Genomic DNA, 25,433 nt, shown 5'->3' on the forward strand with positions numbered 1-25,433 from the left:
AGTTTTTACCGCTGGTGGAGATAATATAGCGGTTGTTGCTGATGTAGAATCACCCTGTGGTAATTGACTCCGAATCAAAGCAATTGGTTCAATAATGATTTTTTTTGAGGATTTTTCCCCATGACCATTTTGATGAGTTATGGCTTCATCACGCAGACTATCAGCCAATTGTAAAACCGTTGGTGCGCCTCCCGTCGCTATATTCAGAGAGTTTGTGTCTCTATTTTTTTCTAGTTCATATCGTAGCCTGTTCACAAACTCTGCTAATACCGTTTCTCCTTGCTGCTGTTGACTATAGATTCGCGCCAACTGTTGAGAAAGATCACTTTGATAGTTTTTCAGTTCTTGTGATAGTGAACTAAAGGCATTAGTGACAGTATGATCAAGACTGTCCATCATGGTACTAACATTCTGTCCGATTTCATGAGCTTGATCATTACTTAGTTGAGGATTTTTCATCCCAACTTCGTGAGAGGAATTATACTCTAGGGTTTGGGTAGCTAAAGTTTTCAATGAAGACTGTAATTGGGAAGAGATGTGTTTAGCTAAAACCTCTGCCAATTGACGAATTAACACCTGCTGTTCCGTAATTTGTCGTGATTGCTGTAACTGTTCTTTTTCCTCAATTAATTTTTGAATATCGTGAGATAATCGGTTCTTTTCCGCTTCTAGCCGTTTTACATCTTCCTGTAAAGTCCTCAACAGATTTTGTTGAAGATTTTCTAAATCCTCAACTACATCCCACAGAGCATTTTCTGCGGCTCTGGATAGCTCGCCTCTAATGCGTGGGTTTTCTGGTCGCTTCTCAAATCGCCCCATCAGTTTCTAGCCTCTAACACCTTGATGATTAAGTGGCTGCTCCGAATACCGAATCAACACTTATATTAAGTTTCCTGCAAAAAATAGAAGAAACTGAACAATTTCACTGCATTTATAAATTTACTTAACCTATACAAGGTTAGTACCGATCTTATAATCAGGGAATTTATAGTTATGAACGCGCCAGCATCTCCTAGTTAACAGGATGTCTGAGGAGTTACATTTATGTCTTTTTCTTCTTAATTATAGTCATTAATGGGCAGAATTTGGGTAAAAATCTTGTTTCCTTGTGAGAGGGTGTGGCAAGATTCAAGAATTTACAGCTGGTGTGTGAGTGTCAGAGGGGGAATTTTTTATTGCCTATTGATGATGGTGAAGATCATAGCGCTCAGAGCCGCGCTGAGGGGGACTGTAATTAACCAGGCGGCGGCGATATTTTGGATAGTGCCAAGTTTGATAGCTTGAAGATTTTGTACCAGTCCAATACCCACAACTCCACCGACCAGGGCGTGGGAAGTGGAAACGGGTAAACCTAAACGGGAAGCTAGTAAAATTGTCATTGCTGTGGCCAGTTCGGCGCAAAATCCGCTGCTAGGTTCTAAGGAAATAATATTTTCGCCAATGGTGGTGATGACTTTTTTACCCCAAACTGCTAAACCTGCCACAATTCCTACAGCACCTAAAAGCATAATCCAAAAGGGAATAGTGAGTTGATGACTAGGGATTTTACCTTGTTGATTGATGTAGTAAATTACTGCTAGGGGAGCGATCGCATTACCAACATCGTTAGAACCGTGAGCAAAGGCGACAAAGCAAGCACTGATAACTTGAAATTTGGCAAATAAACTTTGAATTTGATTGTCAATTTGACTATTTGCTAATTGTCGCCAACTGATTAAAGTCAAAGCTATTACAGCTATTCCAGTGATGAATAGCGTCATGTCGTGAGGGGGAATATTCAATTTTCTTTCTATGAGTAAAAACTGGCTCAAAGGTTGAGTGATTGTGGGCAGAACAATAATCCCAAATATACTCAATAGCAATGTACTTAACCAGGGAGTCCATTCTTGTAACTGGGACAGGGGATGAAGTTGGTTAAAAATCCAGTGTCGAATTAGACTATATAAACCAGCGGAGATTGCACCACTAATTATGGGTGTTAACATCCAGCCAATGGTAATTAAACCCATAGACGACCAATCTATTGCCTCTATTCCTAATGATACCCAACTAAAGCCAGCGATCGCCCCGACAATGGCATGAGACGAGGATATAGGTAAACCCCTGGATGTGGCAACTTGTAGCCATATTCCACCCGACAGGAGTACCGAGATCATGCCCGTGACTAAAGTTTGTGGTGTCGTAGCAAATAAAGCTGGATCAGCAATTTTTGTTCCCAAGGTAGATGTTACCTCTTGTCCAAATAAGACAGCACCAAGAAACTCTAACACCCCAGCCATAATGATTGCCTGTGTGAGTGTAATCGCCTTAGAACCCACAGAAGTTCCCATAGCATTAGCGACATCATTTGCACCCAAATTCCAGGCCATATAGAAGGCTAAAAGGGCGACTATCACAAGTATTGCCATAAAATAAACTATGCGCCCCGATTAACAGGTAAAGATTGTGATGAATGATTTACATTTTCCATTTTTTTGGCTGTAAAAATTTGGGCGAGCCATGAAACTCAACACAATCAACAAAACCTAATTTTATCTATGTTTGATATTTTCACCAAATTAAGCTACCAAGCCCTGCAATCAGGAAAGAATTACTTTGCTTTTGCTCACAAAACCGTAATTTCACGGATTAAAGACCTAATTTATCCATCACTTCAGCCAAATATCAGTCCTTTATCCCAGAAATTGCTGACACAACTCCAAGACAATATGAACCAGTTATTGGCAAGAGACTGGGAAGATAGTCAAGCAGGTGTATATCCACAAAATTTATTATTTGATAATTCTTGGGAAGATTTCTTCCGCTACTATCCATTACTATGCTTAGATTTGCTAAATGTTTGGGAACGAATTAAAAACCGGAGCTATCAAGAATTTTCCCAGGAAATAGCCACAGATAACTATCCCAGCTACTATGTACAGAACTTCCATTACCAAACAGATGGCTATTTGAGTGAACTGTCCGCCAATTTATATGACTTACAGGTGGAAATTCTATTTGGTGGCTCAACTGATGCTATGAGAAGACGCATCCTTTGCCCTCTCAAATCTCAACTGACAGCATTTGACCATATTCCCCAAGAACAACTCCGAGTCATAGATATTGCTTGTGGTACTGGACGAACACTGAAGTTAATCAGAGCAGCTTTACCAGACGTATCTTTATTTGGTATAGATTTATCTTCAGCCTATTTGCGGAAAGCCAACGAACTATTATCCCAAATTCCGGGAGAATTACCGCAACTCGTGCGAGGAAATGTCGAAGAGTTGCCTTATCGAGATAATTATTTTCATGGTACGACTTGTGTTTTTCTGTTTCATGAGTTACCAGCGGCAGTTCGTCAAACTGTAATTGAAGAATGTTTTCGGGTCACAAAACCAGGAGGCATTTTTATTCTCTGTGATTCTATTCAGGTAAATGATGTACCGGAGATGGAATTAGTTATCAAAAACTTCTCAGAGACTTTTCATGAACCTTATTACAAGCATTACATTACAGATAACCTGGTAGAGCGCTTAGAAAAAGTGGGATTTGAGCAAATAGAAACCCAAGTTCACTTCGTAAGTAAATATTGGATTGCTCACAAGCCAAGTTACTAGAGATTCAGTATTCACAATGACGGTTGATAACTAAGAAAAGTTTTCTGTTCCCTCACTTCCGGTAATTATTCCCACCTACTAACGCCCAATGTGTACGGGACGCGATTACCAAAGGTGAGATACGTGTATTAGTGGCCAAGTCACCAATACACGCCAAGGTTTGAGCAATTACCAGATGTTTTGATGAAATAGTGAACAATTTTCCTTATGATGAAGTGCTGTAACTGTCTATGTTTTTAGCAGAGAAATTGAAATACTGATAGCTTGGGCGGTGAAGAGCTATATAACTGATCAAAGATATAGTGCTTGTAACTAGCTATATCTGGTGTCAGTACAAGAGAAACTTAGGGACGATAGAATTCCACAAGTGTAGTGCTGTAACTGTCTATGTCGTCTCAATACAAGAAGTGGTAGGCAGAATTAATTGTCTGATAATCCGGTAATATCATCTTCATCGTTGGCAGGTATTAATATCTAACTACCTGTTAAATAACAGAACTGACAATACTCCCAGTTATCCTTCTAGGCTTCTGCGACCACTACCTCGATGAGGATTGGGTGTTTGTGGGTCATTAGGACTAGGTTTAGAGTTATCAGCCAGGTTGAATTTCGTTTCACCAAAAGTGAAACTCTGGTTGGTCAAAGGTGAAGGCTGGTAATCGGACTTGAGCCTAGACAGAGCGGAAAAATGAGTCTGTACTGCTTCGCAGTTAAAAGCTAAGGAGCCAAATACCAGACTCGATACTAAAAGTGAAATGGCAGCACGCATAGTAGATGTCTATTTTAGAACTCTCTACTTCATTAATCCTTGATATTTATATGTCTATCCGGAAAATTTGCAAAAAAGTATTGTATTTTACTGAATAAAAGTTAATTTTATACTTCTTCAAGATGCTCAACAAGTAACCAATTCCCAGAGGAATTTGGCCGCCCCCAAATCTTGAGTATTTTTGTTGAGGGAAGAGTTTGTAATTGCTGGTCTATATGCGATCGCAATGCCACAAGTTGCCAATTTGTCGTAGTTAAATTGGTTTTTTCCGTGATATTAAATTGGTAGTTTTGCTCGTCGAGCCGTTTAAATTTCCCTGTAAAGCAATTGAGGTTTAATTTGTTATCGGTCTGGTCTAAAATACAAGGACAATTACCATCAGCGGGATAAGCTTCTGGGTGGTCTAAATAATAAGTTTGCCAGTGTAACCAATCGGGATGATCAGTTGATAAGTTAAACAAGGGAACAATTACGACTGGTGCATAGTCATCCGTCAATAATGCAGCCTGCAAACTCTTCACTGGTAAATCTCTGGGCTGACATCCTAGCACAATACTCATGGCAGCCGCCATACCGGCGGCTTGACCAATTCCCATGACTACAGGTTGGAGTCTGGTAGCCCCATTAGCAATATGGGAAACGGAAATGTTCTTTTCGCAAACCAGAAAACCATCTGTATCGGCGGGAATGAGAGCGGAATAGGGGATAGTAAAGGGTGTTCCTGTCCATCTTCCACCCCAACGAATAGATTTAGGTTGCAATAAAAACTCAACACCTGGATAATGGTGATCGTTAGCATAGTTACCGACAGCAATCGCATCATGGAATGGTAGTGCGGTTTTACTGTTTGCTAAAGGCAGAATATCTTGTTCACAAACAGTTGTCAAGCCTACTAAGCGGCGACTTTCCCGATAATAGGGATGGAGGGCAAAAGCGGAGTTAGGATGAGGAAAAAGTTTTGCAGCTAATCCGTAACGCCTACCAAACTGAGTTTGAATGAAATGAGCGAAATTCTGACTGTGCCAGCAACATTCTCGCACAAATTCCTGCTTTTTCACCCCTGCATCTAGCAACCGATTGGCATTTTGGCAGTAGTCGTTGCCCGCAATAGGCCAGTTAATCATAAATCGCCTGCCGGGCAAGCGTCCATAGTTCAAAAATTTTTCTGGAGCATAGTCATCCCAAGCTCCTGTAAACTGGGATGGATCATAGTTAGGGGCTGGAGAAATTTCCGGGGCGATATTTTCCCCGAAATCTTGCATTACTACTACCCAAGTGGGCGCTTGCACTGGATAGGTTTGGGTCAGGGAGTTAAAATTTGCGGGTGCGCTGGGTTCTGCCCATTCTGACTGTAATTCCCAACCCCAGCGTAATGGTATTTCTCCTAAAGCTAATAAATCTCCTAATTCTGTGCCGTCAAGAATTATTTTGGCGTTGACGGTGAAATCTGCAAAGCGTACACCTGTGATACAGTCTTTTGTTCGCAAAACCTCTAAAGGCACTTTTCCCGAAATCCATTGGAGATTAGGTAATTCTCGCACCCAGTCGGCAAATATTTCTGCACCTATGCGCGGATCATAACTAAAAAAGCTGACCCAACTATGGTCTAATCCTCCTGGTTGCCTACGTTGCAATTCTTGTAAAAAAGCACCCCATAAACCTGTTTGAAAGGCTTGTAATTCGTTGCCGTCGGGTGCAGATACGCCCGCAGAGGTAAGCATTCCTCCTAACCAGGCAAATTCACTCACTAGGATGGTTTTTACACCTTTGCGTGCTGCTTGGATAGCGGCCACAGTTCCACCTGTGCCACCACCGACTACTAATACATCGGTTGTATAAATTTGATTCATATTATATTTGTAATATTACAGCGATTTTCCTGGTAAATAAACCACGGCTTTTTTTCGCGCAGAGGCGCTCCAGGCGCGGAGGAGGAAGATAATCAAGGTGTGGTTTAAATGGACCAAAACTGCTGTAAATTAAAAGTTAAAAGGCATTGATTACAGATGCTCAAAAACCGTGGGTTGGATTAAGCGATAGTGTAAGCCAACAAAAACTTTGATCATGTTAGGTTTACTTAGGTTAACCCAACCTACATCTATGAAATTACAGCGATTATCTTCTTATGTATGAGAAGATTCATTGAATTTATTAAGCATTAGCTAAATCTTTCTTTGTACCACTTTTGGTCCTAGTTAGTTACTAGAACAGGGTAAAGCGCAATATGCTTTACCGTTCTCTAAAATCTAATTACAATTTGGTCCCGCACTCAGAACAGAAATTATGATTAGCTTGGTTTTGTGTGCCACAATTGCTGCAAGAAATTGATTCTACGGCGGTTTTTGGTGTTTGTTTGGGTAGACCAACCATTTGGGAGTTATTCTTGCCAGGGGCTACCATGGGATAGCAGTTTTCATCTCTGGTAACATGAATATTGACAATGACTGGTCCATTATGTTTCAGCACTTCGGCAATTTTATCTGCCAATTCTTCCCGCTGACTAATTACCATGCCTTTGATACCATAAGCCTGGGCTAAAAGCTCAATATCAGGCATTCCTACTTCCATGTTAGAAGATGAATAACGCTGTCCATAGAAGGCTTCTTGCCATTGTCGCACCATTCCCTGCCAACCGTTATTTAAAATTATGGTCTTGACATTAATTCCATATTGTGCTAGGGTTCCCAATTCTTGTAAACACATTTGGAAACTGGCATCACCGCTGATACAGATTACTTCTTCGTCTGGAAATGCTACTTTTACGCCCATGGCCGCTGGAACACCAAAACCCATTGTTCCTAAACCGGCGCTAGAAATCCAGCGTCTTGGACCATTTTTGAGGAATTGGGCAGCCCACATTTGATGTTGACCAACATCTGTGGTGTAAAATGCGTGCGGAGCTTGTCTACCAATTTCGACAATTACTTCTTGGGGTGAAATACTATCGGCATGATGGGGTACAATTAAGGGGTAATCTTGTCGCCAACGGTTAATTAGGTTTAACCATTCTTGGTTTTGGTTTGGTGTGGCTTTCCTGTTTGCGTCTTGACATCGGTATAATAGGTCTTTTAAGACGTTTTTTACATCTCCCACAATGGGAACTTCAGGAACGCGGTTTTTACCGACTTCTGCGGGGTCAATGTCAATGTGAATGACTTTGGCTAAGGAGGCAAATTCGTCTAGTTTTCCTGTAACTCGGTCATCAAATCTCGCCCCAACGCAAATTAATAAATCACAATTTGTCACCGCGAAATTTGCGTAGGCTGTGCCGTGCATTCCCAACATTCCCAAGGACAGGGAATGATGTTCGTCAAATGCACCGATACCCATTAAGGTGGTGGTGACGGGAATAGTGAATAATTCGGCTAGTTGTTTGACTTCTTCATGGGCATTGGCTGCGATCGCTCCCCCTCCAACATACAACAAAGGGCGACGACTTTCCCGAATTAATTGAATGGCGGCATTAATTTGGCGGGGATTTCCCTTGACTGTGGGACGATAACCCGGTAATTTAATTGAACCTGGGGCTACAGGAACATAATCAAATTCTTCTAAGGCTACATCTTTAGGAACATCAATTAAAACAGGACCCGGTCTACCTGTGCTGGCAATGTGGAAAGCTTCAGCGACAATCCGCGCCATATCTTTAGCATCACGAACTACGTAAGAATGCTTAACTATGGGTAAAGTAATCCCATAAATATCTGTTTCCTGAAAAGCATCTGTACCAATTGCGGCTCGTGGTACTTGTCCTGTGACTACAATCATGGGTATGGAATCCATGTAAGCTGTAGCAATACCTGTGACTAAGTTTGTTGCCCCTGGTCCAGAAGTACCAAAACATACTCCTACCTTACCAGTAGCACGGGCGTAACCGTCAGCAGCATGGGATGCTCCTTGTTCGTGTCTAACTAAGATGTGCTTAATAGTACCCGCTGCTTCTATTTTGTAGAGGTCATCATAAATGGGTAGAATTGCGCCACCGGGATAACCAAAAATATGCTCAACACCATGACGAATAAGACTATCTATGAGCGCGAAACCTCCAGAAGTCCGTTGGGGGTGAACTGGGGAATTTGCGGAGACAGGAGACTGGTTGTGATTTTCAGATTTTGGGGGACTGATGGAAGAAGACGAAAGCACGGTTTAGGCCTCAAGGTATAACTAAAATTAACGCTTAGATTTTGTATTTTAAGACTTGATTTTAATTTAACAATTCTCACAGATCATAAATTGAGATGCGATGAGAATAGATTTAGATTGTACAACTTTAGATCACATCTTGCAATACTTTACGAGTATTTTGCCAGGACCTGATACCGATACCTCCCACAAATATACTCATTCCTAATAGTACAACAGATAAACCAAAGGCATTAACTAACTTGGTTGTAATTAATAGAGGTGCGGTCAGGGCGATATTAATGGCATGATTTTGAAACCCAAACACTTTACCGTGCATTTCTGGTGGTGTTTGTTGCTGAATCAAGGTTTGCATTGGCACGTTAACAAAAGCTGCACCTACGCCTAAGAAAATACAGAGTCCTAATGCTAAGGGTTGGTTGTCAATAAAAATGAATAAGCCTAAGGAGAATGCCATAATTATAAACCCAATTAAAGGCAAGGGTTTATGATGTAAACGATGGCCGAAATGCCCTAAAATACCCGCACCTATCACCATACCCACCCCAGCGGCAGCCACAAAGGAGCTAAATTCTTCTGGTGCTAAATGTAACCTTGCTGCCATACCAATGGCTAATTCTATCAGGGCGGCAAATACGCAGTATAAGGTGACAATTTGCAGCATAGCATTCCATACTAGCCGATTTTGTTTGAGATAGCGTAGTCCTAATATAAATTCAGACCAGGGATTAATTGGGGCTGTCTCTTGGTTAATTTGTCTGTGTTCCCGAAAATGAATGGGCATCATGATCAGGGCAGAAAGCAGGTATAAGCAGCCAACTATCAATTCTTTACCAAAGCCCTTGTTAAAACTTTCAAACCAATTTAACATAGGGGTAGCCACGGCATTACCAATAATTAACGCAGCCATCATTGTGCTGCTGAATAAGGCGTTGGCAGCCATTAAACCTTCTTTTTTGACCAAAAGCGGAATAGCAGCCTGTTCTGCTGGGGCAAAAAACTGGGTAATGGTGGAGATAGAAAAGGTGAAAAAGAGGAGAATGGCAAATTCTCGCGGTAGGAAGGGAATTAAGATCATTAACACCCCACGCACCGCATCTGAACCAACCATAATCAGTTTTTTTGGTACACGGTCAACGATAATACCACCGACAGAACCAAACAACATGGCTGGGACGGTAAATGCCATATACAAATAAAAACGCCCGTCTTCTCCTCCACTATTAATGGGCAAATAGAGTTTGAGTAAGGCAATCATTAATACAAAAAATACCTTGTCAGCCAATTGGGAAATCAGTTGCCCAATCCATAGAAGCATAAAGCCTCTATTTTTTACCAGCGCTGCAAATCCGTGATTAATAGTCGTAGGCTTATTATGCAACATTAGATACTTTGTTGAAAAAATAATTGAGGTAATTACGCATGGGATAATCAAGGTTAGGGGAAAAAAAAGGGAGATGTCGAAATGAATTACTCTTGACTAATAATAAGCTTTTCGGTAACATTTTTCCTAATTCCTGAAATAATCACTATTGATTGTCATACTGTTGTAATATGAAATTGAGAAATTCAGAGGCGGTCAGGTAGTTTTTGGGTGGAGAGAACCCAGTGGGGGGGTTTACCCATTTCCCTGGGACTGCTTGGGGGGACTGCCACATTGATAGATGGTCAACTGCTGGATCAGCGTAAAAGTTATTTTCTTTTATACCGAGATAAGCTGAAGTCCAATGGGTGTAATAATCATGACTTAAACGATGAATGGGAAAGTTGCCTCCTAGAGGCACTCCCCAACCGTCAATGGCAATAAAGGCCTGAACGTGACCTCCCAAAAGTTGCCACCCTGTAGCAGCACCTATACCTCCAATTACACCAGCACTAAAGCATAAGAATATCAGAGGAGATTCTAGCTTATCACGGAGGCGATCGCGCAAGAAATGTAAAATATGAAATGTTGATAAAGTTAAATAGCCTTCTTCTGGAAAGATTAGTATATCTGCGGGCTTATCCATGTTAAAACTTTTCTTGTCTTTATTTAAGCACTCTTGGATAAAGCTTTGAGTTAATTCTGGTGCATGAATTCCGGGACAAATAATAATGGTCATTTACTTTTTATGGTATTTGTGACATTTTTAAAGTCAAATCTGGCGTTGGTGAATGAAGGTATGATTTTTTCTCACGCAGAGGCGCGAAGGACGCAGAGAGTAGGAGTTTAAGAACTAGAATATTTGATTTTCATACCTCAATTCAGCAATGCCTCAAATTTAAACGCCAATACACGCGGATAAATAAAGATGATAATTATTCTGTTTAGCTTGAGGGATAATTGGTATTATTCCTACATAATTAGTTTATAACAATTGGCGAGTTTTTGTTGATTATGCAAACTGACTATTTACTAAATCTACCTCTCATGGGTTGCGGAACTTGGGCTTGGGGAAATCAATTACTTTGGGGATACAATCAAAGTATGGATAACCAGTTGCAAGAGGTATTTAATCTCTGTGTTAACAGTGGTGTTACATTATTTGATACGGGTGATTCCTACGGTACTGGCAAATTAAAAGGACGCAGTGAGTTACTTTTAGGAAGATTTTGCCAAGAATATCAAGAAATAAATAAAGAGAATATTTGCATTGCGACTAAGTTGGCTGCATACCCTTGGAGGTGGACTAGAAACTCAATTATATCAGCTTGTTATGGCTCGGCAAAAAGATTAGGTAAAAATGTTGATTTGGTGCAAATGCACTGGTCTACAGCTAATTATGCACCTTGGCAAGAAGTGGGTTTATTAGATGGTTTAGCGGATTTATATGAGCAAGGTTTAGTTAAAGGTGTCGGTTTGTCTAATTATGGTACAAAAAGACTTAAATGGGTGCATAAAAGATTTCAGGAAAGAGGAATACCTATTAAAACTTTGCAGGTACAATATTCACTTTTATCTACTTATCCAGTCACGGAATTAGGTTTAAAGGAAGTTTGTGATGATTTGGGAATTAGGTTAATTGCTTATAGTCCTTTAGGGTTGGGTTTATTAACCGGTAAGTTTTCGGAAAATGGGAGTTTTCCTAAAGGTATTCGTGGGTTATTATGTAAGCAGTTATTACCAGGAATGAAACCACTTTTAGGAAGTTTACAGGCAATAGCAAATGGGAGAAATAAAACTATGTCTCAAGTGGCTATTAATTGGTGTATTAGTAAAGGTACAATTCCGATTCCTGGGGCTAAAAATGTGGAACAAGCAAAGGAGAATATTGGGGCTTTAGGTTGGTTTTTGAGTGATGGTGAGGTGATAGAATTAGATGCTGCTGCTAAGAGGGTGGAGAAGAAAATGGTGCAGAATATTTTTCAAACTAAGTAATAAGTAATATTCAACTCCATAACAAAAGAATCATGGTACAAACTTCTACTTTTATATTTCGTCTTTCTCAAGCACATTTGAATTTACTCACAGTTTGTCCTCGCAAATTCCAATATAGCTATTTAGAACAACTTAACACACCCATAGATCCTCAAAAGGAAGAATATCAAATTTTGGGTAGTCGTTTTCACTTACTCATGCAGCAGCGAGAAATGGGTTTATCCATTCATAATTTGTTAAAAGCAAATCCTCAATTGCAAAATTGGATGACTAATTTTACCAAAATTGCCCCGGAAATATTTACACCTAATACTAATAATCAAACTTTTCGAGAAAGTGAACATTATCGAACTTTGCAAATTGGAGATTATCTCCTCACAGTTATTTATGATTTATTAATTACTGATCAAAGTCAAGCTCAAATTCTCGACTGGAAAACCTATCCCCAGCCACCAAAACCAGAAATATTAGCCCAAAATTGGCAAACAAAATTGTATATGTATATATTAGCAGAAACTAGTAAGTATCTATCAGAAAATATCTCCATGACTTACTGGTTTGTACAATCAAAAGGGCAAACTAAAAATATCAAATTCACTTATAATGAACAAGAACATCAAAAAACAGCACAGGAATTAAATCAATTATTAAACAACCTGACAAAATGGGTCGGAGATTATGAACATAATACACCATTACCACTTAAAGAATCTGATCAAATCTGTGAATCTTGTCAATTTGCTGTGCGGTGTCACCGTCAAAAAAACAAGGAAATAACTATGAATATTAACCTGCATTTTCCTAATTTAGAAAATATTGCAGAAGTATCACTTTAAACTTTAAAATTTAAACTTTAAGTAATACTTGATTATTATTTGCATCTTAGCGCGAAACTCTAATGGAATGGATTTTAAAAACGACTGAAAAACCCCCTGGTTGGTTTATTGAATTGGTGAAACGCTACGCACCGGGAATAAATGGTAATTTTGCTGCCCAATTATTTTGGCAACGGGAAATTAGATCTGAGGAAAAATTGGCGGCTTTTATTGATTATCAAGTTTATCAAAGTGCTGATTTTCAGGAATTTGGACAGGAAATGAATTTGGCTGTGCAACGGTTAATAACTGCGGGAAAAAAAGGAGAAAAAATTGCTATTTGGGGAGATTTTGATGCCGACGGAATTACTGCCACTGCGGTATTATGGGATGGTTTGGGTGAATTTTTTCTACAACATCGTCAATTAAGTTATTATATTCCCAATCGTTTCACAGAATCTCATGGTTTAAATAGGTCGGGAATTGATATTTTAGCAAAGGCAGGTTGTAAGTTAATTGTTACTTGTGATACGGGAAGTACGAATGTTTCAGAAGTCATTTATGCCCAAAGTTTAGGGATAGATGTTATTATTACAGACCATCATACATTACCTTTAAAACGTCCTCCAGCGATCGCAATTATTAATCCTCGTTATTTACCACGGGAACATCCTTTGTTTCATCTTTCTGGTGTTGCAGTTGCTTATAAATTGGTGGAGGCTTTATATGCAGCTTTACCAGATATTCCCACAAATCCCTTAACTGATTTATTAGATTTAGTTGCAATAGGATTAATTGCAGATTTGGTGCAATTAAGTGGAGATTGTCGTTATTTAGCACAATTGGGAATTAAACAATTACACACAGATTATAAAAAATCACCAACAGCTAGAAGCAGGCCTGGTGTGGGTAAATTACTAGAATTATGCCAGAAAAATGGCGATCGCCCTACAGATATTTCCTTTGGTTTGGGACCGCGAATTAATGCTATTAGTCGGATTCATGGTGACGCTAGTTTTTGTGTAGAATTATTGACGAGTAAAGATATTGAACGTTGTCAAAAACTCGCAGAAGAAACGGAATTAGCTAATTCCCGTCGCAAGTCTTTACAAAAAGATGTCCAAGCACAAGTTACTAAAAAACTCGCACAATTAGACTTATCAACTACTAGTGTTATTGTTTTAGAAGATTCTCAATGGTCTGCTGGTGTTTTGGGTTTGGTTGCTGGCCAAATAGCCCAGGAAACAGGTCGTCCGACAATTTTGTTAAGCACAGAAGGAAAGCAAAAAGAAGCAGATTCTAGCCAATTTATAGCGCGAGGTTCAGCACGTTCTGTGAATAACATTGATTTATATCAATTAGTTCAAGAACAAGCTCATTTATTACATCGTTTTGGTGGACATCCTTTCGCAGCCGGTTTGAGTTTATTAGTAGAAAATATCCCTTTATTTACCGCGGCAATTAATCAGAAATTAAGGCAATCTTTAGGAGGAATTAATCTAACTGCAACGGTAGAAGCTGATTTAGTGGTGACAGTTGCAGATTTAGGTAAAGATTTATTTTTAGAACTGAAACTTTTAGAACCCTGTGGTATGGGAAATCCTATTCCCAAATTATTAATTAAAAATTGTTGGTTTGAAAATTTTTGGCATAAAAATCAACAGGATTTCCAAGGTAATAAAGTACAATATATTAAAACGGATTTTAGTATTCGAGATGATTCTACTAATAATGCTTTTCCAGGTATTTGGTGGGGACATTATAAAGAAGAATTACCTATTGGTAGATGTGATTGTATTGCGGAAATTGATTTTAATAGTTTTAAAAAACGCTATGAAATTAGATTAATTGCAGTTCGTTCTCATGTTGAAGATGAACTCAAAAATCATAATTATTCTCTAATTTTAGACGCGAGAAATCTAGAAAATTCCCAGGAAATTACCAATGAAAAATCACTATTAATTATGAAAGATTGTCCTACTAATTGGGAGGAATTACGATTATGGTTCAAAAAATCTCTTGATCATCAACAACAATTAGTTATTGCTTGGAGAAAACCCGATAATCAAGAACCCAGAGATATTTGGTTAACTTTGGTAGGTATTGCTAAATATCTCAGTCGCACAAATAAATCTGTTAGCTGTATGCAGATTTTAGCAAGACTGGATATTAGTAAAGAAAGCCTATATTTAGGATTGGAAGCTTTACAATATTTAGGGTTTATCGTCAAAATTAAAGATGATTATTTACAAATAATCTGGGATTCTATAGATGATCAAAAACCTGCTGATCATCTGATTAACCAATTTTTAGCTGCCGTTAGAGAAGAACAATTTCAACGGGATTATTTTTTTCATGTTCCTTTATCTATTATTGTTGCCATGATCATTGATTTTTCCCCAGTCTCAAAAAAAGGGGTGAATTAATGACGATTTCCCAGCACCCCAATCTCCATGTCAGGAGTGGGGTTTGCAGTTATACAAGTATCAAATATCAAATGAACATTATATTATGTATTGAGATCAAAATCTCAGCCGTGACCTGTGATTTTGGTATAAATTAGTTAAAATGGATAGGCAAATAAATTACTCATGTTCAAACTGAGAAATTAGAGAAATAGGAAAATAAATAATTGTCGTCTTCTACTTATTCGCAAAAATAGATGATTTATCTGGAGATTTAAGAGTTATCATTTTTAGTAAAGATAAATTAAAAAACTTTTATAAACCCAAATTAATGTGGTGTATTCTCCAAAAGTTTGTGTTTCCCAACCTAGCTGTCCTATTCATTTAGTTAGCAAAACAGGACAAGCTGTAGAGATTTCGATTCATACTCCCAGTCCATATATCTGTGCTAACTGTGAACAGATATTACCAGACTGGAAACAACAACAGTTTTTGTGGGTGGTGCTTGTCTTGCAACAATCACGATATCCTCTGGAGGAAATGACCGCAGAAACGGAGAAAGAAAAAGAAAAACTGCGGGAAAAATTTATGCGGTTTGGTTGCGATGTAGCATTTAATTTGCGCGATCGCGGATATTTAACGGACTTGATTGATCCCCGCACAGGTTATCCATTACTATCTCATTCCGGTTTATTTCCCCATGATGATACAGCAGCAGCACAAGCCTTACTAAAATATCCCGCAATTGAAAATAAATGCCATGTCCTTGTACATCCTCATTGGGGAACTGCCGTTTATCCTAGTGTTATGCTTTCGGAAGCTCCCCCAGATATGATTGAGTTAGTGACTAAAGCTGTAGCACCAATGCACGGGTGGATAGAAAATTAAAAACTTAAGACTTCTACATTTATTCTGCCAATTTGCCGTTGCTAAATTTGCGAAAATAAATGTGTAGGCTAGAATTACTAAGCTTTTAGCATAGCCTAGTTAATTCTCAACCGTGAGTTCATTTAGCAATAAGTCAGAGGAAGGGAGTATGGATAGTAACAACTGGTTGGAACAGCTAATGATGTTGGGTATTGGCACAACTTCTTTAGTGGCAGATAAACTTAAGCAAGTTAGTGATGAACTGGTAAAGGATGGTAAACTCAATCCTGATCAAGCCAAGGCCGTCATGGATGATCTTGTTCATCAATTAAAGTCCGAACAAGGCAGTTGGGATGAGCAAATGCAACGTCAAATACGAAATGTAATGCAGGATTTGGGAGTTGCGCGTCAGTCAGAAGTGGACGAATTACGGGGTAGAATTGACAGGTTAGAGCGTCAAGTTCGTGATTTGGAAAATAAACTGTGGCGCTAAAATGTCCTTTGTGATTTACACTAATTTGTGTTCTGTCGGTAATCTGATTACCAGTAATTAAAACAGAGAGGGCTGATTTTGAAAGGAATTTTCCTCAGCGTGGTGTTAATGCTGGTATGTGTTGGCGTTTTAGTATTTACTCAAATTAGCGGTCAAAAAAATGCTGCTATCGGTAATGAATCGCCCCAAACACAACCAACCACCACTATCATTCAAGAAAACAATACTCCAAGAGCGAACAATACTATGTCCCCAGCCAATGCTGTTACTACCCCTTCTGGGCTAAAATATGTTGAACTAGAAGAGGGAACTGGTGCAACTCCCCAAACTGGACAAACCGTTGTAGTTCACTACACCGGCACTTTGGAAGATGGGACTAAATTTGATAGCTCACGCGATCGCAATCAACCCTTTAGCTTTAAAATCGGTGTAGGACAGGTAATTAAAGGTTGGGACGAAGGACTAAGCACTATGAAAGTAGGTGGCCGTCGTCAATTAATCATCCCTTCAGAGTTAGGTTATGGTGCGCGAGGTGCAGGTAACGTAATTCCCCCCCACTCTACTTTACTTTTTGATGTGGAATTGTTAGCTATTAAATAAGTAAGTAGAGATAGTTAAATATAACATTGGCGGGCAGAATCTACAATAGATTATCACCTTTGCAAAGTGGGTTTGAAGCCCGCCATAGTCCTAACAAAAATTCAGATTACTCGATGATGAATACTTCTGATTTTGGCAAATCTTCTGGCTTTAGCTTTGATTTTCTCCCACCTCACCCCAGTCAAGATACTGATTTACTCCAACAGTTATATTTTGTCCCTGGGTTGAAGGAAATCCTGCTTTTACGTCAAGTTCACGCTTTAGAACACGCTACTGTTTGGCTATTGGGAGAAACTAAAAACTCCTATTCCCGCTTAGAAATAACTACTAACGATCAATTAGTAGATGATCAATTATTAGGTGGTTTGTCTACCGAACAAGGATTTTTTCTCTATGGTGATGTGAATATTAGTGATTTACGACGCGCAGTAACATTAGCTCAACATCGTCTTATCAGTGGAGAATGGGGTTTAGCTGTACATCCCCGCTGCGGTACAAATCTATCTGTAACTATGCTTTTAAATTTAGTTTTGGCGGCATCTGTACCTTTTATACTACCATTTCGACCAATTGAACAGCTTATTGGTTTGGGTTTAGCAGCAACAGCAGCAACGGAACTTGCACCAGATATGGGAATGCTTACTCAGCGTTATATTACAACTTCTATTCCTTTTAATTTAGCTGTTGAAAATATCACTATTGCTCGTGATTTATTGGGGAAGGAAGGTCATTTTGTTAGGGTATATTGGCAAGATTAGGAGTGAGGAATGAAGAATGAAGAATTAAGAATGAAGAATGAAGAATGAAGAATGAAGAATGAAGAATGAAGAATGAAGAAACTTTTGGACTTACACTTTTATTTATAAAATAAAATCTAAAGTTAGATATTTAGTATGATGAGAAAGCTTTACTTTTTAGTTCCGGGTACAGATGGTAGGTTTGCTTGTGGTGGTCTTTGGGCAGAGTTGAAAACCGTTAATTTGGTTCGAGAATTTTGCTCTGCTGAGGTAGTTACTTATCGTCAAAAAGAATCTGGTAAGTTGTTTTTAGATGATTTATTACGAGAGAAAATTTTAGAAAATTTAGATGATGTCATTTTTGTGATTAGCTGGGGATTTGATGTTGCTAAGTTGGCTGCTAAGTTGCGAGAATATAATCTGATTTATCATGCTCATAGTGCCGGTTATAAGATTGATTTACCATCCAATATTCCCATAATTACGGTTAGTAGAAATACTCTGGGTTATTGGGGACAAAAATCACCACATTCTCTGATTTATTATTTACCAAATCAAATTGGTGAGGAATTTACTAATTTACATCAATGTCGAGATATTGATGTTTTAGTCCAAACTCGCAAATCTTCTCAATATTTAATTAAGTCTTTAATTCCCGCTTTGCAAAAAAAATGTCGTGTCTTGGTTGTTGATAGTTATGTGGAAAATTTACCAGTTTTATTTAATCGTGCTAAAATTTACCTTTATGATTCTGCGGAATATTGGCAATTACAAGGGGTTAGTGAAGGATTTGGTTTACAACCAATGGAAGCCCTAGCTTGTGGTTGTCACGTCTTTTCTAGTGTCAATGGGGGATTATCTGATTATTTAGATCCGGGTTTTAATTGTTATAAGATCGCTGGTTATGCTTTAGAATATGATCTAGCCAAGATTTTACAGGTTCTAGAAGCAACAACATTATCAACTTTATCGGAAACAGTTTTAACAGAATATAGAAAGGAAAATATTATTCAACGTTTAAAGGTAATTTTAGCAGAAATTAATGATTTCTTTGATCATAAAAATCATTACTTAACTAAAATTCCAGATTTAACAAAAATCCAGTTAGCAAAATTGTTTGTAGAAAGAATTTTTGCTAAAATTCAAAAAAAATATTTACAGGGTAATTAGGAATTTTATGAATAAACGATTGTTGGTTACTGGGGGCGCTGGGTTTATTGGTGCAAATTTTGTCCATCATTGGTGTCAAAATTATCCAAATGATAGATTAGTGGTCTTAGATGCTCTTACCTACGCTGGAAATCTCTCTAATTTGACCTCGGTTGCATCAAAAGCAAATTTCCGCTTTGTCCAGGGAGATATATGCGATCGCTCTTTAGTTGAAAAACTACTTTTAGAGGAAAATATAGATACTATAGCCCATTTTGCGGCTGAATCTCACGTTGATCGTTCAATTACCGGACCTGCTGCATTTGTCCAAACTAATGTGCTGGGAACTTTTACTCTTTTGGAAGCTTTTCGTCAACATTGGGAAGCAAAAACACAACCTCATAATTATCTATTTCTTCATGTTTCTACCGATGAAGTTTATGGTAGTCTCACCCCAGATCAACCAGCATTTTCCGAAACTACAGCTTATAATCCCAATAGTCCATATTCAGCTTCAAAAGCTGGAAGTGATCATTTAGTTCGTGCTTATTATCATACCTATAAATTACCGACAATTATCACCAATTGCTCCAATAATTATGGCGCTTTTCAATTTCCAGAAAAGTTAATTCCTTTGATGTGTATTAATATTCTAACAGGTAAAAAATTACCTGTTTATGGGGATGGAAAAAATGTCCGCGATTGGTTATATGTTGGTGATCATTGTCAAGCTTTAGATGTGGTACTTCATCAAGGAAAACCAGGAGAAAATTACAATATTGGGGGTAATAATGAAGTTGAAAATATCAGCCTTGTGCAAAATTTATGTCAAATTATGAATGAGTTAGCACCAGATTTACCAGTCTATCCAGCGGAAAAATTAATTACTTTTGTTAAGGATAGACCTGGACATGATCGAAGATATGCTATTAATGCTAATAAGCTAAAAACAGAATTGGGTTGGAATCCATCTGTCACCATTACTCAAGGTTTACGTTTAACTGTAGAATGGTATCTTAGTAATCGTGATTGGTGGAAACCTTTGTTATAGTAGCTGATAGGTCTGGACGGACAGAATAGACAAAACCCATCTTCATGGGTTTAAAATCCTAATGATGAATGGGAAATTTAGATTGAAGTAGATTTCTGACAGCTACTTCTAAATCACTTTCTTTCAATAAAGATTCTCCCATAATCACTGTTTGTACCCCAGCGTCAGCAACTAAAGATAAATCATCAGGGGTTTCTATTCCTGATTCACTAATCACTAAAATTCCTAACTTTTGCAGTTGGGATTTCCTCGCTGCTAATAATTCCTGGGTTGTGTGAATATTGACGGTGAAATCACTTAAATTCTGATTATTAATCGAAATTATCCGTATATCTTCCAATTCCAGAACTCTATCCAAATCAGTTAAATTATGAACTTGGATTACTGCATTCATTCCTAAGTAGTGAATTACTCGTAAAAAGTTTTTTAGGTCTTTATCTGCAAGAATAGCAGCCATTAATAATACCGCATCTGCACCAGCGGAACGCGCTAAATAAATTTGGCAAGGATCAATGATAAAATCTTTGCAGAGTAAAGGTAATACTACCCGATATCTGATAGCACGCAAATGATCAAAACCACCTTGAAAAAACTTTTGATCAGTAACAACAGATATACAAGATGCTCCTCCACGTTTATAAGCTTGAGCAATAGTAACTGGTTCAAAATCTTGTCTAATTACACCTTGATAAAGGGATACTTTTCTCACTTCTGCAATTAAACTAGGTTTATAAACACTCTGTTGTAAAGCTGTCAAAAAGTCCCGCACAGTAGGAGCAGCAGTTAACTGACGTTGCAAGGAAGCCCAAGACATATCTTGCTGCATTTGTGCAACTTCTAGTTTTTTATACCACACAATTTCCTTGAGAATTGCTTGCATTTGAGGATGATAAATTGTGATTGGATAGATAATAAAATCTAGATGAGGGTGATAAATTATTTTTTGTAAAACTTCACCTTTCCCTTTTATTTTCTGAAAAACTCAATTTCAAAACCGCAGCCACTTTGATTTGACATCAAACCTATCAACTTTTGTCATAGGTGGCTGATTTTGCTCGGAATTACCGAGTAAACGGTTAGTTTTCAATAATCTAATATATGTACGGTAGGGTATATAATCTGTAGGGTTGTAACCAGAAAATTGTAAAACTAAAACACAAGCCCAAGAATATTTTCCACCTATAATTGCTTTAATTATCTGTTCTATTTGCTCAGTCTTGATCTTTTTGCTAATGGATGGATTATACCCAGTAATATCTTGGTTCATGATTTTTCTCCTGTTTCTCAATAAGAATGATGCGCTCGTTTTTGAGGATTTCCTCTCTATTTATCAGTAACAGCTTCTTTACTAAGACTATCCAAATCCAAGTTCCCAATACATGAACTATTTTTTGATTGACATGACCATTTTTTTGCTCTTATTTTCTTAAATTTTTGTTAAATATCAGAATTTTGATTTTTAAATATACAGCAGATTTTAACTTGGTATAAAATATTTTCATTTTTAGAAGTTGTTTTAAAAGTCTAAATTCATAGAAAACGCCCTGATCAAAAGCAGCTTAGTATGTAAGTCACATAGGCTCAAGCTTGCGTTGTCATAATTACTAATTTTTTATATCCCCCATTAGTATGATTATTGGCAGCCAATTTGATCGAAAACATACTCCTGATGACAGATGACTGCTGATATTATTCCGTAGTTAAATTTTAAAGACAGAGAATTTACTGAAATTACGTAAAAAACTCACAGTTTACTTATGGAAAGCACTCATGCAACAGTGAAATCTTTATTGCCTTTTTATGGTTACAAGTTTAAGTCTTAGGGTGGCTCAATTGGAAAGCAATAAAAAAACAATTATTGTTTCATGCAACTAAATGGAAAGTATTTATTGTTTGTTGTTAAAATTAAGTTTATTCAGACTTAAATGTGAAGCCGCCAAAAACTAATTACTAATTGAGATCATAACAATTATTAAGATTGCATGAACTCTCTGATCTAATTTTGTGTTAATTATTGCTCAAATTATATCTGGATTTGTAAGTGATTTATTACAGAGTTTAGTAATAGTTAAACACCTCAAAATTTAGTGATTGGAATAATTAATTATGTACGAAATATCAAAAAAAATTATCGTCATTGATCATGATGCTTTCAGTCGCAATTTTATCTTAGATTGTCTTCAATCTGAGGGTTATGATACCATAAGTGCAGAAAATGGGATGATGGGACTGGAATTAATAAAACAATATTTACCTGACTTGGTAATTTGTGATGTGGTCATGCCAGATATGGATGGTTATACTGTATTAAGTAACCTGCGGGAAAATTCATTAACAGCAATTATTCCTTTCATTTTTTTGACTGCTATTAATACAAAGGAGTCTTTACGAAAAGCCATGGAATTGGGAGCAGATGATTATTTAACTAAACCTGTAACAACAAATGAGTTATTGCGGGCTATTGCTATTAGATTACAAAAACAAGCTCTTTTTAGATCTTGGTATGCTACAAATTCCCATCAATTAGCACCAGCGGAATTATTGACTAAATCAGTAAATTGTCAGTCAATTTTTCCTATTATTCCCAATTTGAAAAATGTTTTTGATTATATTGAAGCTAATTATCAAGAAGGAATTACTTCCTCTGATGTTGCGGAAGCTGTGGGCTATTCTTCTGCATATCTAACTCATCAAGTTGCGAAACAAACAGGAAAACCAATAAATGTTTGGATTATTAAACGGCGAATGGTAGCAGCCCTGGCTTTATTGAAAAATACGCATCAGACAGTTGAAGAAATTGCTGCTCAAGTAGGTTATAAGGATACTTGTCATTTCTCCCGACAGTTTCGCCAACATCATGGTTTATCTCCCGCCCATTGGCGGAAAAAACATCAGTTAACTTCAAGTTCCACAAATACCAAGTTGCAATTTATCAAAAATGAAAATAATTCACCATTAGCTAAACCTGTATCTGTAGTTAGTAGGAGAGGGACAAGTTTTAAATAAAATTAAAATTAACTACTTTTAGGATTAGTTAATTGCTGAATAATTAGTTGAATTGCTAAGGCTAATAAACCCAAAGCAACTAACCCAAATATTCCCATTCCCAAGGCGACTACACCTACTACTAAGGTACGCACAGCCGAACCAATGTTAATTACCATTTGGTTATCGGAATGGATGGGTTTACGGGCAAAAGTAGTGGCGATTGATATCATCAGAGAATAAGCCGTAAATGCAAATCCCCCTGACATAATTGCCCCGGTAAGACAGCGTAAAGGGGTGGGTGGTACTTGAGTGGAAATATCTGCTGATGGTGTTTGTTTTGGTTGATTCATAATAGTTTAAAATCGAAGATGAATAGGTTTTAAGGTGTGAAGCAACTGGAAGCCGCTACTAAACTGTACTGCATTGAATTTGTATAATTCTAGCGGGCAGGATGCCCGCACCACAAGATTTAACCATATTAATGATCCAATTAACCTATTTTAATTCCATGTTTAATTGTCCGCGTTACAAACAATTCTAAATCTTGATCAGGAATAGCTTCACGTATTCGCTGCTTGACTATTTCTCCTTGATTTTGAGATTCGACAATAGCAAAAACTGAAGGACCAGAACCGGACATCATTGTCCCTAAAACTTCTTTTTGATTGGCGAATAATTCTCTTAATTGCAATACTTGGGGGTAAGCTGGTAGTACAACTTTTTCTAAATCATTATGTATTTTTTGGGCAATCTCTTCTGTATTTCGATGTAAAATGGCCTTGACCATGGCTTCTGAATGAAATGCACTAGCACGGGCAGCAAAAGTATCTGAATCTTGAATATAGTTAATGCCAAATTGTTGCCGATAGGTTTTATATGCCCAAGGTGTGGAAACTTCTAAACTGCGATATTTTGCTAATACTATATGTAGATTATCTAAACTTTGGAGGGGAGAAAGTTTTTCACCTCTACCAGTGGCAATAGCTGTTCCTCCACCAATACAAAATGGTACATCTGAACCGAGATTCGCGCCTAATTCTTCTAATTCTGATTGCGTTAATCCCAAATCCCAAAGTAAATCTATTCCTACTAATACGGCTGCGGCATTGCTAGAACCTCCAGCTAAACCAGCAGCAACCGGAATATTTTTTTTGATGGTAATATCAACACCGCCAAAATTACTAAAAGCCTGGGGAAATTCCTTGGCCATTAAGTCGGCTGCTTTGTAAACTAGATTGGTTTGATCTGTGGGTACTTGGGGGTGATTACAGTAGATACGAATATTTTCAGTGCTGGCAGTATGGATATCAATTTGGTCTGATAAATCTATGCTTTGGAGTATCATTGCTAATTCATGATATCCGTCAGTACGACTGCCGATAATTTCCAAATACAGGTTGATTTTGGCTGGTGCAATTAAACTATAAGAACGCATAATGTTTATTGATGTCTATTTGAACATTCATCATATTTGTGAGGGCTGGTAATGGGTAATTGGTAACGGGTAATTGGTAATTAGGAAAATTCCAGAGTTAAGACAAGTATTTTGATGATCTCTCCTGCTATTGCTATTGATTCCCTATGGTATTTACCAGTGATACCCATTGTATAACACTGAGGTCTTCAGCGCGAACTTGGGGATTTATTTCTAATTGTTCCAGAAATTGTGTCAAGCGATCGCGGTCAATGACTGATTGTAAATTATTTCTTAACATTTTGCGTTTTGATCCAAATCCCAATTTAACTAAATTTTCTAATTTTTGGGGGTCATGGGCTGGAATTGCTATTTTTTTAGGAGTCAACCGCACTACAGCCGAATCTACCTTGGGTGGTGGTACAAATGCAGCAGCGGGAACTGTACAAATTAACTCACAATCTGCCAAATATTGCACCCGTACGGACAATGCGCCAAAAGTTCGAGAACCCGGTTTAGCATATAATCTTTCTGCTACTTCTTTTTGCACTAATAAAACAATAGAATCAAAAGGTTTTGGGTTAGGATGAGAAATAGTTCCCAGTAACTTTTCAATAATTGGACCAGTGATATTATAGGGAATATTCGCAACAACTTTATTCTGGTTTTGAAAATTAGCAAATGCTGTTAATTGTGACGGTAAATCAAGAGTCAGAAAATCACCTTGCAAGAGTAAGAAATTTTCTTTTTCACCTATTTGTTTGACGAGTAATTTACACAAATCCCGATCAATTTCTACCGCAAGTAAAGATTTCACCAGTGGTAATAAACGACGGGTTAAGATTCCTGTACCGGGTCCAATTTCCAGAATTTTATCATTTTCTTGACAATTAGCGGCTTGGACAATTGCGTTAAGTGCTTTATCACTTTTTAACCAATGTTGAGCAAACTGTTTACGGGGTTGAATCATGTTGTTAAAAGGGAACAGGGAACAGGGAACAGGGAACAGGGAACAGGGAACAGGGAACAGGGAACAGGGAACAGG

Annotated in this window: 23 protein-coding genes; 11 read left to right on the plus strand and 12 right to left on the minus strand. The window is 37.8% G+C overall.

Annotation, left to right across the window (positions count from 1 at the left end; all coding sequences use genetic code 11):
• Both ACIR310F_RS25995 and ACIR310F_RS0101610 read right to left on the minus strand, forming a co-directional pair.
• The coding region (locus tag ACIR310F_RS25995) for a hypothetical protein (protein WP_035367479.1) at positions 1-819 on the minus strand (819 nt) is incomplete at its 3' end.
• Positions 820-1,172: 353 nt separating this feature from the next.
• Entirely contained in the window at positions 1,173-2,408 is a 1,236-nt protein-coding gene (locus ACIR310F_RS0101610; RefSeq protein ID WP_035367409.1) for an inorganic phosphate transporter, read from the minus strand.
• A 129-nt stretch (positions 2,409-2,537) separates the two neighbouring features.
• On the opposite strand from ACIR310F_RS0101610, the gene ACIR310F_RS0101615 reads away from it, so the two are divergent.
• Complete coding sequence (locus tag ACIR310F_RS0101615; protein ID WP_028082315.1) at positions 2,538-3,599, plus strand: class I SAM-dependent methyltransferase; 1,062 nt, start codon at positions 2,538-2,540, stop codon at positions 3,597-3,599.
• 514 nt (positions 3,600-4,113) lie between these two features.
• Here the strand turns inward: ACIR310F_RS0101615 and patX are convergent.
• The 5 genes from patX to ACIR310F_RS0101640 form a co-directional block, all read right to left on the minus strand.
• A complete protein-coding gene (gene patX / locus ACIR310F_RS27520; protein ID WP_028082316.1) occupies positions 4,114-4,368 on the minus strand; it encodes a heterocyst-inhibiting protein PatX in 255 nt (84 codons plus the stop codon).
• Between the two features lie 107 nt (positions 4,369-4,475).
• Positions 4,476-6,218, minus strand: coding sequence for an FAD-dependent oxidoreductase (locus ACIR310F_RS0101625; RefSeq protein WP_028082317.1), 1,743 nt, complete (start codon positions 6,216-6,218; stop codon positions 4,476-4,478).
• Positions 6,219-6,618: 400 nt separating this feature from the next.
• Positions 6,619-8,511 carry a biosynthetic-type acetolactate synthase large subunit gene (gene ilvB / locus ACIR310F_RS0101630; protein ID WP_028082318.1) on the minus strand — a complete coding sequence of 631 codons (1,893 nt, stop codon included), beginning with the start codon at positions 8,509-8,511 and terminating at the stop codon, positions 6,619-6,621.
• A 127-nt stretch (positions 8,512-8,638) separates the two neighbouring features.
• On the minus strand, positions 8,639-9,895 hold the full coding sequence (locus ACIR310F_RS0101635; protein WP_028082319.1) for an MFS transporter: 1,257 nt from the start codon (positions 9,893-9,895) through the stop codon (positions 8,639-8,641).
• 145 nt (positions 9,896-10,040) lie between these two features.
• Positions 10,041-10,613 (minus strand): hypothetical protein, encoded by a 573-nt coding sequence (locus ACIR310F_RS0101640; RefSeq protein ID WP_028082320.1) that lies wholly within the window; start codon positions 10,611-10,613, stop codon positions 10,041-10,043.
• Between the two features lie 275 nt (positions 10,614-10,888).
• On the opposite strand from ACIR310F_RS0101640, the gene ACIR310F_RS0101645 reads away from it, so the two are divergent.
• From ACIR310F_RS0101645 to rfbB, 9 genes are all read left to right on the plus strand, one after another.
• Positions 10,889-11,869: an aldo/keto reductase gene (locus ACIR310F_RS0101645; protein WP_028082321.1), complete on the plus strand. Its 981-nt coding sequence runs from the start codon at positions 10,889-10,891 to the stop codon at positions 11,867-11,869.
• Positions 11,870-11,901: 32 nt separating this feature from the next.
• A complete protein-coding gene (locus tag ACIR310F_RS0101650; RefSeq protein WP_028082322.1) occupies positions 11,902-12,705 on the plus strand; it encodes a PD-(D/E)XK nuclease family protein in 804 nt (267 codons plus the stop codon).
• A 62-nt stretch (positions 12,706-12,767) separates the two neighbouring features.
• The gene (recJ, locus tag ACIR310F_RS0101655; protein ID WP_028082323.1) at positions 12,768-15,110 is read left to right on the plus strand and encodes a single-stranded-DNA-specific exonuclease RecJ; all 2,343 of its coding nucleotides are present in this window, start codon (positions 12,768-12,770) and stop codon (positions 15,108-15,110) included.
• Between the two features lie 312 nt (positions 15,111-15,422).
• Positions 15,423-15,977: a methylmalonic aciduria and homocystinuria type D protein gene (locus ACIR310F_RS0101660; protein ID WP_028082324.1), complete on the plus strand. Its 555-nt coding sequence runs from the start codon at positions 15,423-15,425 to the stop codon at positions 15,975-15,977.
• Between the two features lie 148 nt (positions 15,978-16,125).
• On the plus strand, positions 16,126-16,449 hold the full coding sequence (locus ACIR310F_RS0101665) for a phasin family protein (RefSeq protein WP_028082325.1): 324 nt from the start codon (positions 16,126-16,128) through the stop codon (positions 16,447-16,449).
• Between the two features lie 78 nt (positions 16,450-16,527).
• The gene (locus ACIR310F_RS0101670) at positions 16,528-17,049 is read left to right on the plus strand and encodes an FKBP-type peptidyl-prolyl cis-trans isomerase (RefSeq protein ID WP_071604773.1); all 522 of its coding nucleotides are present in this window, start codon (positions 16,528-16,530) and stop codon (positions 17,047-17,049) included.
• A gap of 116 nt (positions 17,050-17,165) precedes the next feature.
• The gene (locus tag ACIR310F_RS0101675; RefSeq protein ID WP_028082327.1) at positions 17,166-17,807 is read left to right on the plus strand and encodes a DUF6391 domain-containing protein; all 642 of its coding nucleotides are present in this window, start codon (positions 17,166-17,168) and stop codon (positions 17,805-17,807) included.
• A gap of 138 nt (positions 17,808-17,945) precedes the next feature.
• The gene (locus tag ACIR310F_RS0101680) at positions 17,946-18,956 is read left to right on the plus strand and encodes a glycosyltransferase (protein WP_028082328.1); all 1,011 of its coding nucleotides are present in this window, start codon (positions 17,946-17,948) and stop codon (positions 18,954-18,956) included.
• Between the two features lie 7 nt (positions 18,957-18,963).
• Complete coding sequence (gene rfbB, locus ACIR310F_RS0101685; RefSeq protein ID WP_028082329.1) at positions 18,964-19,986, plus strand: dTDP-glucose 4,6-dehydratase; 1,023 nt, start codon at positions 18,964-18,966, stop codon at positions 19,984-19,986.
• A gap of 58 nt (positions 19,987-20,044) precedes the next feature.
• Here rfbB and ACIR310F_RS0101690 read toward each other — a convergent pair whose 3' ends face one another.
• Complete coding sequence (locus tag ACIR310F_RS0101690; protein WP_028082330.1) at positions 20,045-20,899, minus strand: indole-3-glycerol phosphate synthase TrpC; 855 nt, start codon at positions 20,897-20,899, stop codon at positions 20,045-20,047.
• Positions 20,900-20,974: 75 nt separating this feature from the next.
• The gene (locus tag ACIR310F_RS0101695; protein WP_028082331.1) at positions 20,975-21,253 is read right to left on the minus strand and encodes a HetP family heterocyst commitment protein; all 279 of its coding nucleotides are present in this window, start codon (positions 21,251-21,253) and stop codon (positions 20,975-20,977) included.
• Between the two features lie 839 nt (positions 21,254-22,092).
• Here ACIR310F_RS0101695 and ACIR310F_RS0101700 point away from each other — a divergent pair.
• The gene (locus ACIR310F_RS0101700) at positions 22,093-22,992 is read left to right on the plus strand and encodes a response regulator transcription factor (RefSeq protein ID WP_035367411.1); all 900 of its coding nucleotides are present in this window, start codon (positions 22,093-22,095) and stop codon (positions 22,990-22,992) included.
• A gap of 8 nt (positions 22,993-23,000) precedes the next feature.
• Here ACIR310F_RS0101700 and ACIR310F_RS0101705 read toward each other — a convergent pair whose 3' ends face one another.
• The 3 genes from ACIR310F_RS0101705 to rsmA form a co-directional block, all read right to left on the minus strand.
• Positions 23,001-23,324 (minus strand): DUF3082 domain-containing protein, encoded by a 324-nt coding sequence (locus ACIR310F_RS0101705; RefSeq protein ID WP_028082333.1) that lies wholly within the window; start codon positions 23,322-23,324, stop codon positions 23,001-23,003.
• Between the two features lie 140 nt (positions 23,325-23,464).
• Positions 23,465-24,409 carry a 4-(cytidine 5'-diphospho)-2-C-methyl-D-erythritol kinase gene (ispE, locus tag ACIR310F_RS0101710; protein WP_028082334.1) on the minus strand — a complete coding sequence of 315 codons (945 nt, stop codon included), beginning with the start codon at positions 24,407-24,409 and terminating at the stop codon, positions 23,465-23,467.
• Positions 24,410-24,542: 133 nt separating this feature from the next.
• Entirely contained in the window at positions 24,543-25,358 is an 816-nt protein-coding gene (gene rsmA, locus ACIR310F_RS0101715) for a 16S rRNA (adenine(1518)-N(6)/adenine(1519)-N(6))-dimethyltransferase RsmA (RefSeq protein WP_028082335.1), read from the minus strand.
• Positions 25,359-25,433 lie beyond the last annotated feature (75 nt).

It is taken from the genome of Dolichospermum circinale AWQC310F (genome assembly GCF_000426925.1).
GTDB classification, from domain to species: Bacteria; Cyanobacteriota; Cyanobacteriia; order Cyanobacteriales; family Nostocaceae; genus Dolichospermum; species Dolichospermum circinale.

Coding starts and splice junctions, on each gene's coding strand:
- ACIR310F_RS0101610 (WP_035367409.1), bottom strand. CDS start 2,408: ATGGCAATACTTGTGATAGTCGCCCTTTTAGCCTTCTATATGGCCTGG.
- ACIR310F_RS0101615 (WP_028082315.1), top strand. CDS start 2,538: ATGTTTGATATTTTCACCAAATTAAGCTACCAAGCCCTGCAATCAGGA.
- patX (WP_028082316.1), bottom strand. CDS start 4,368: ATGCGTGCTGCCATTTCACTTTTAGTATCGAGTCTGGTATTTGGCTCC.
- ACIR310F_RS0101625 (WP_028082317.1), bottom strand. CDS start 6,218: ATGAATCAAATTTATACAACCGATGTATTAGTAGTCGGTGGTGGCACA.
- ACIR310F_RS0101635 (WP_028082319.1), bottom strand. CDS start 9,895: ATGTTGCATAATAAGCCTACGACTATTAATCACGGATTTGCAGCGCTG.
- ACIR310F_RS0101640 (WP_028082320.1), bottom strand. CDS start 10,613: ATGACCATTATTATTTGTCCCGGAATTCATGCACCAGAATTAACTCAA.
- ACIR310F_RS0101645 (WP_028082321.1), top strand. CDS start 10,889: ATGCAAACTGACTATTTACTAAATCTACCTCTCATGGGTTGCGGAACT.
- ACIR310F_RS0101650 (WP_028082322.1), top strand. CDS start 11,902: ATGGTACAAACTTCTACTTTTATATTTCGTCTTTCTCAAGCACATTTG.
- recJ (WP_028082323.1), top strand. CDS start 12,768: ATGGAATGGATTTTAAAAACGACTGAAAAACCCCCTGGTTGGTTTATT.
- ACIR310F_RS0101665 (WP_028082325.1), top strand. CDS start 16,126: ATGGATAGTAACAACTGGTTGGAACAGCTAATGATGTTGGGTATTGGC.
- ACIR310F_RS0101675 (WP_028082327.1), top strand. CDS start 17,166: ATGAATACTTCTGATTTTGGCAAATCTTCTGGCTTTAGCTTTGATTTT.
- ACIR310F_RS0101680 (WP_028082328.1), top strand. CDS start 17,946: ATGAGAAAGCTTTACTTTTTAGTTCCGGGTACAGATGGTAGGTTTGCT.
- rfbB (WP_028082329.1), top strand. CDS start 18,964: ATGAATAAACGATTGTTGGTTACTGGGGGCGCTGGGTTTATTGGTGCA.
- ACIR310F_RS0101695 (WP_028082331.1), bottom strand. CDS start 21,253: ATGAACCAAGATATTACTGGGTATAATCCATCCATTAGCAAAAAGATC.
- ACIR310F_RS0101700 (WP_035367411.1), top strand. CDS start 22,093: ATGTACGAAATATCAAAAAAAATTATCGTCATTGATCATGATGCTTTC.
- ACIR310F_RS0101705 (WP_028082333.1), bottom strand. CDS start 23,324: ATGAATCAACCAAAACAAACACCATCAGCAGATATTTCCACTCAAGTA.
- ispE (WP_028082334.1), bottom strand. CDS start 24,409: ATGCGTTCTTATAGTTTAATTGCACCAGCCAAAATCAACCTGTATTTG.
- rsmA (WP_028082335.1), bottom strand. CDS start 25,358: ATGATTCAACCCCGTAAACAGTTTGCTCAACATTGGTTAAAAAGTGAT.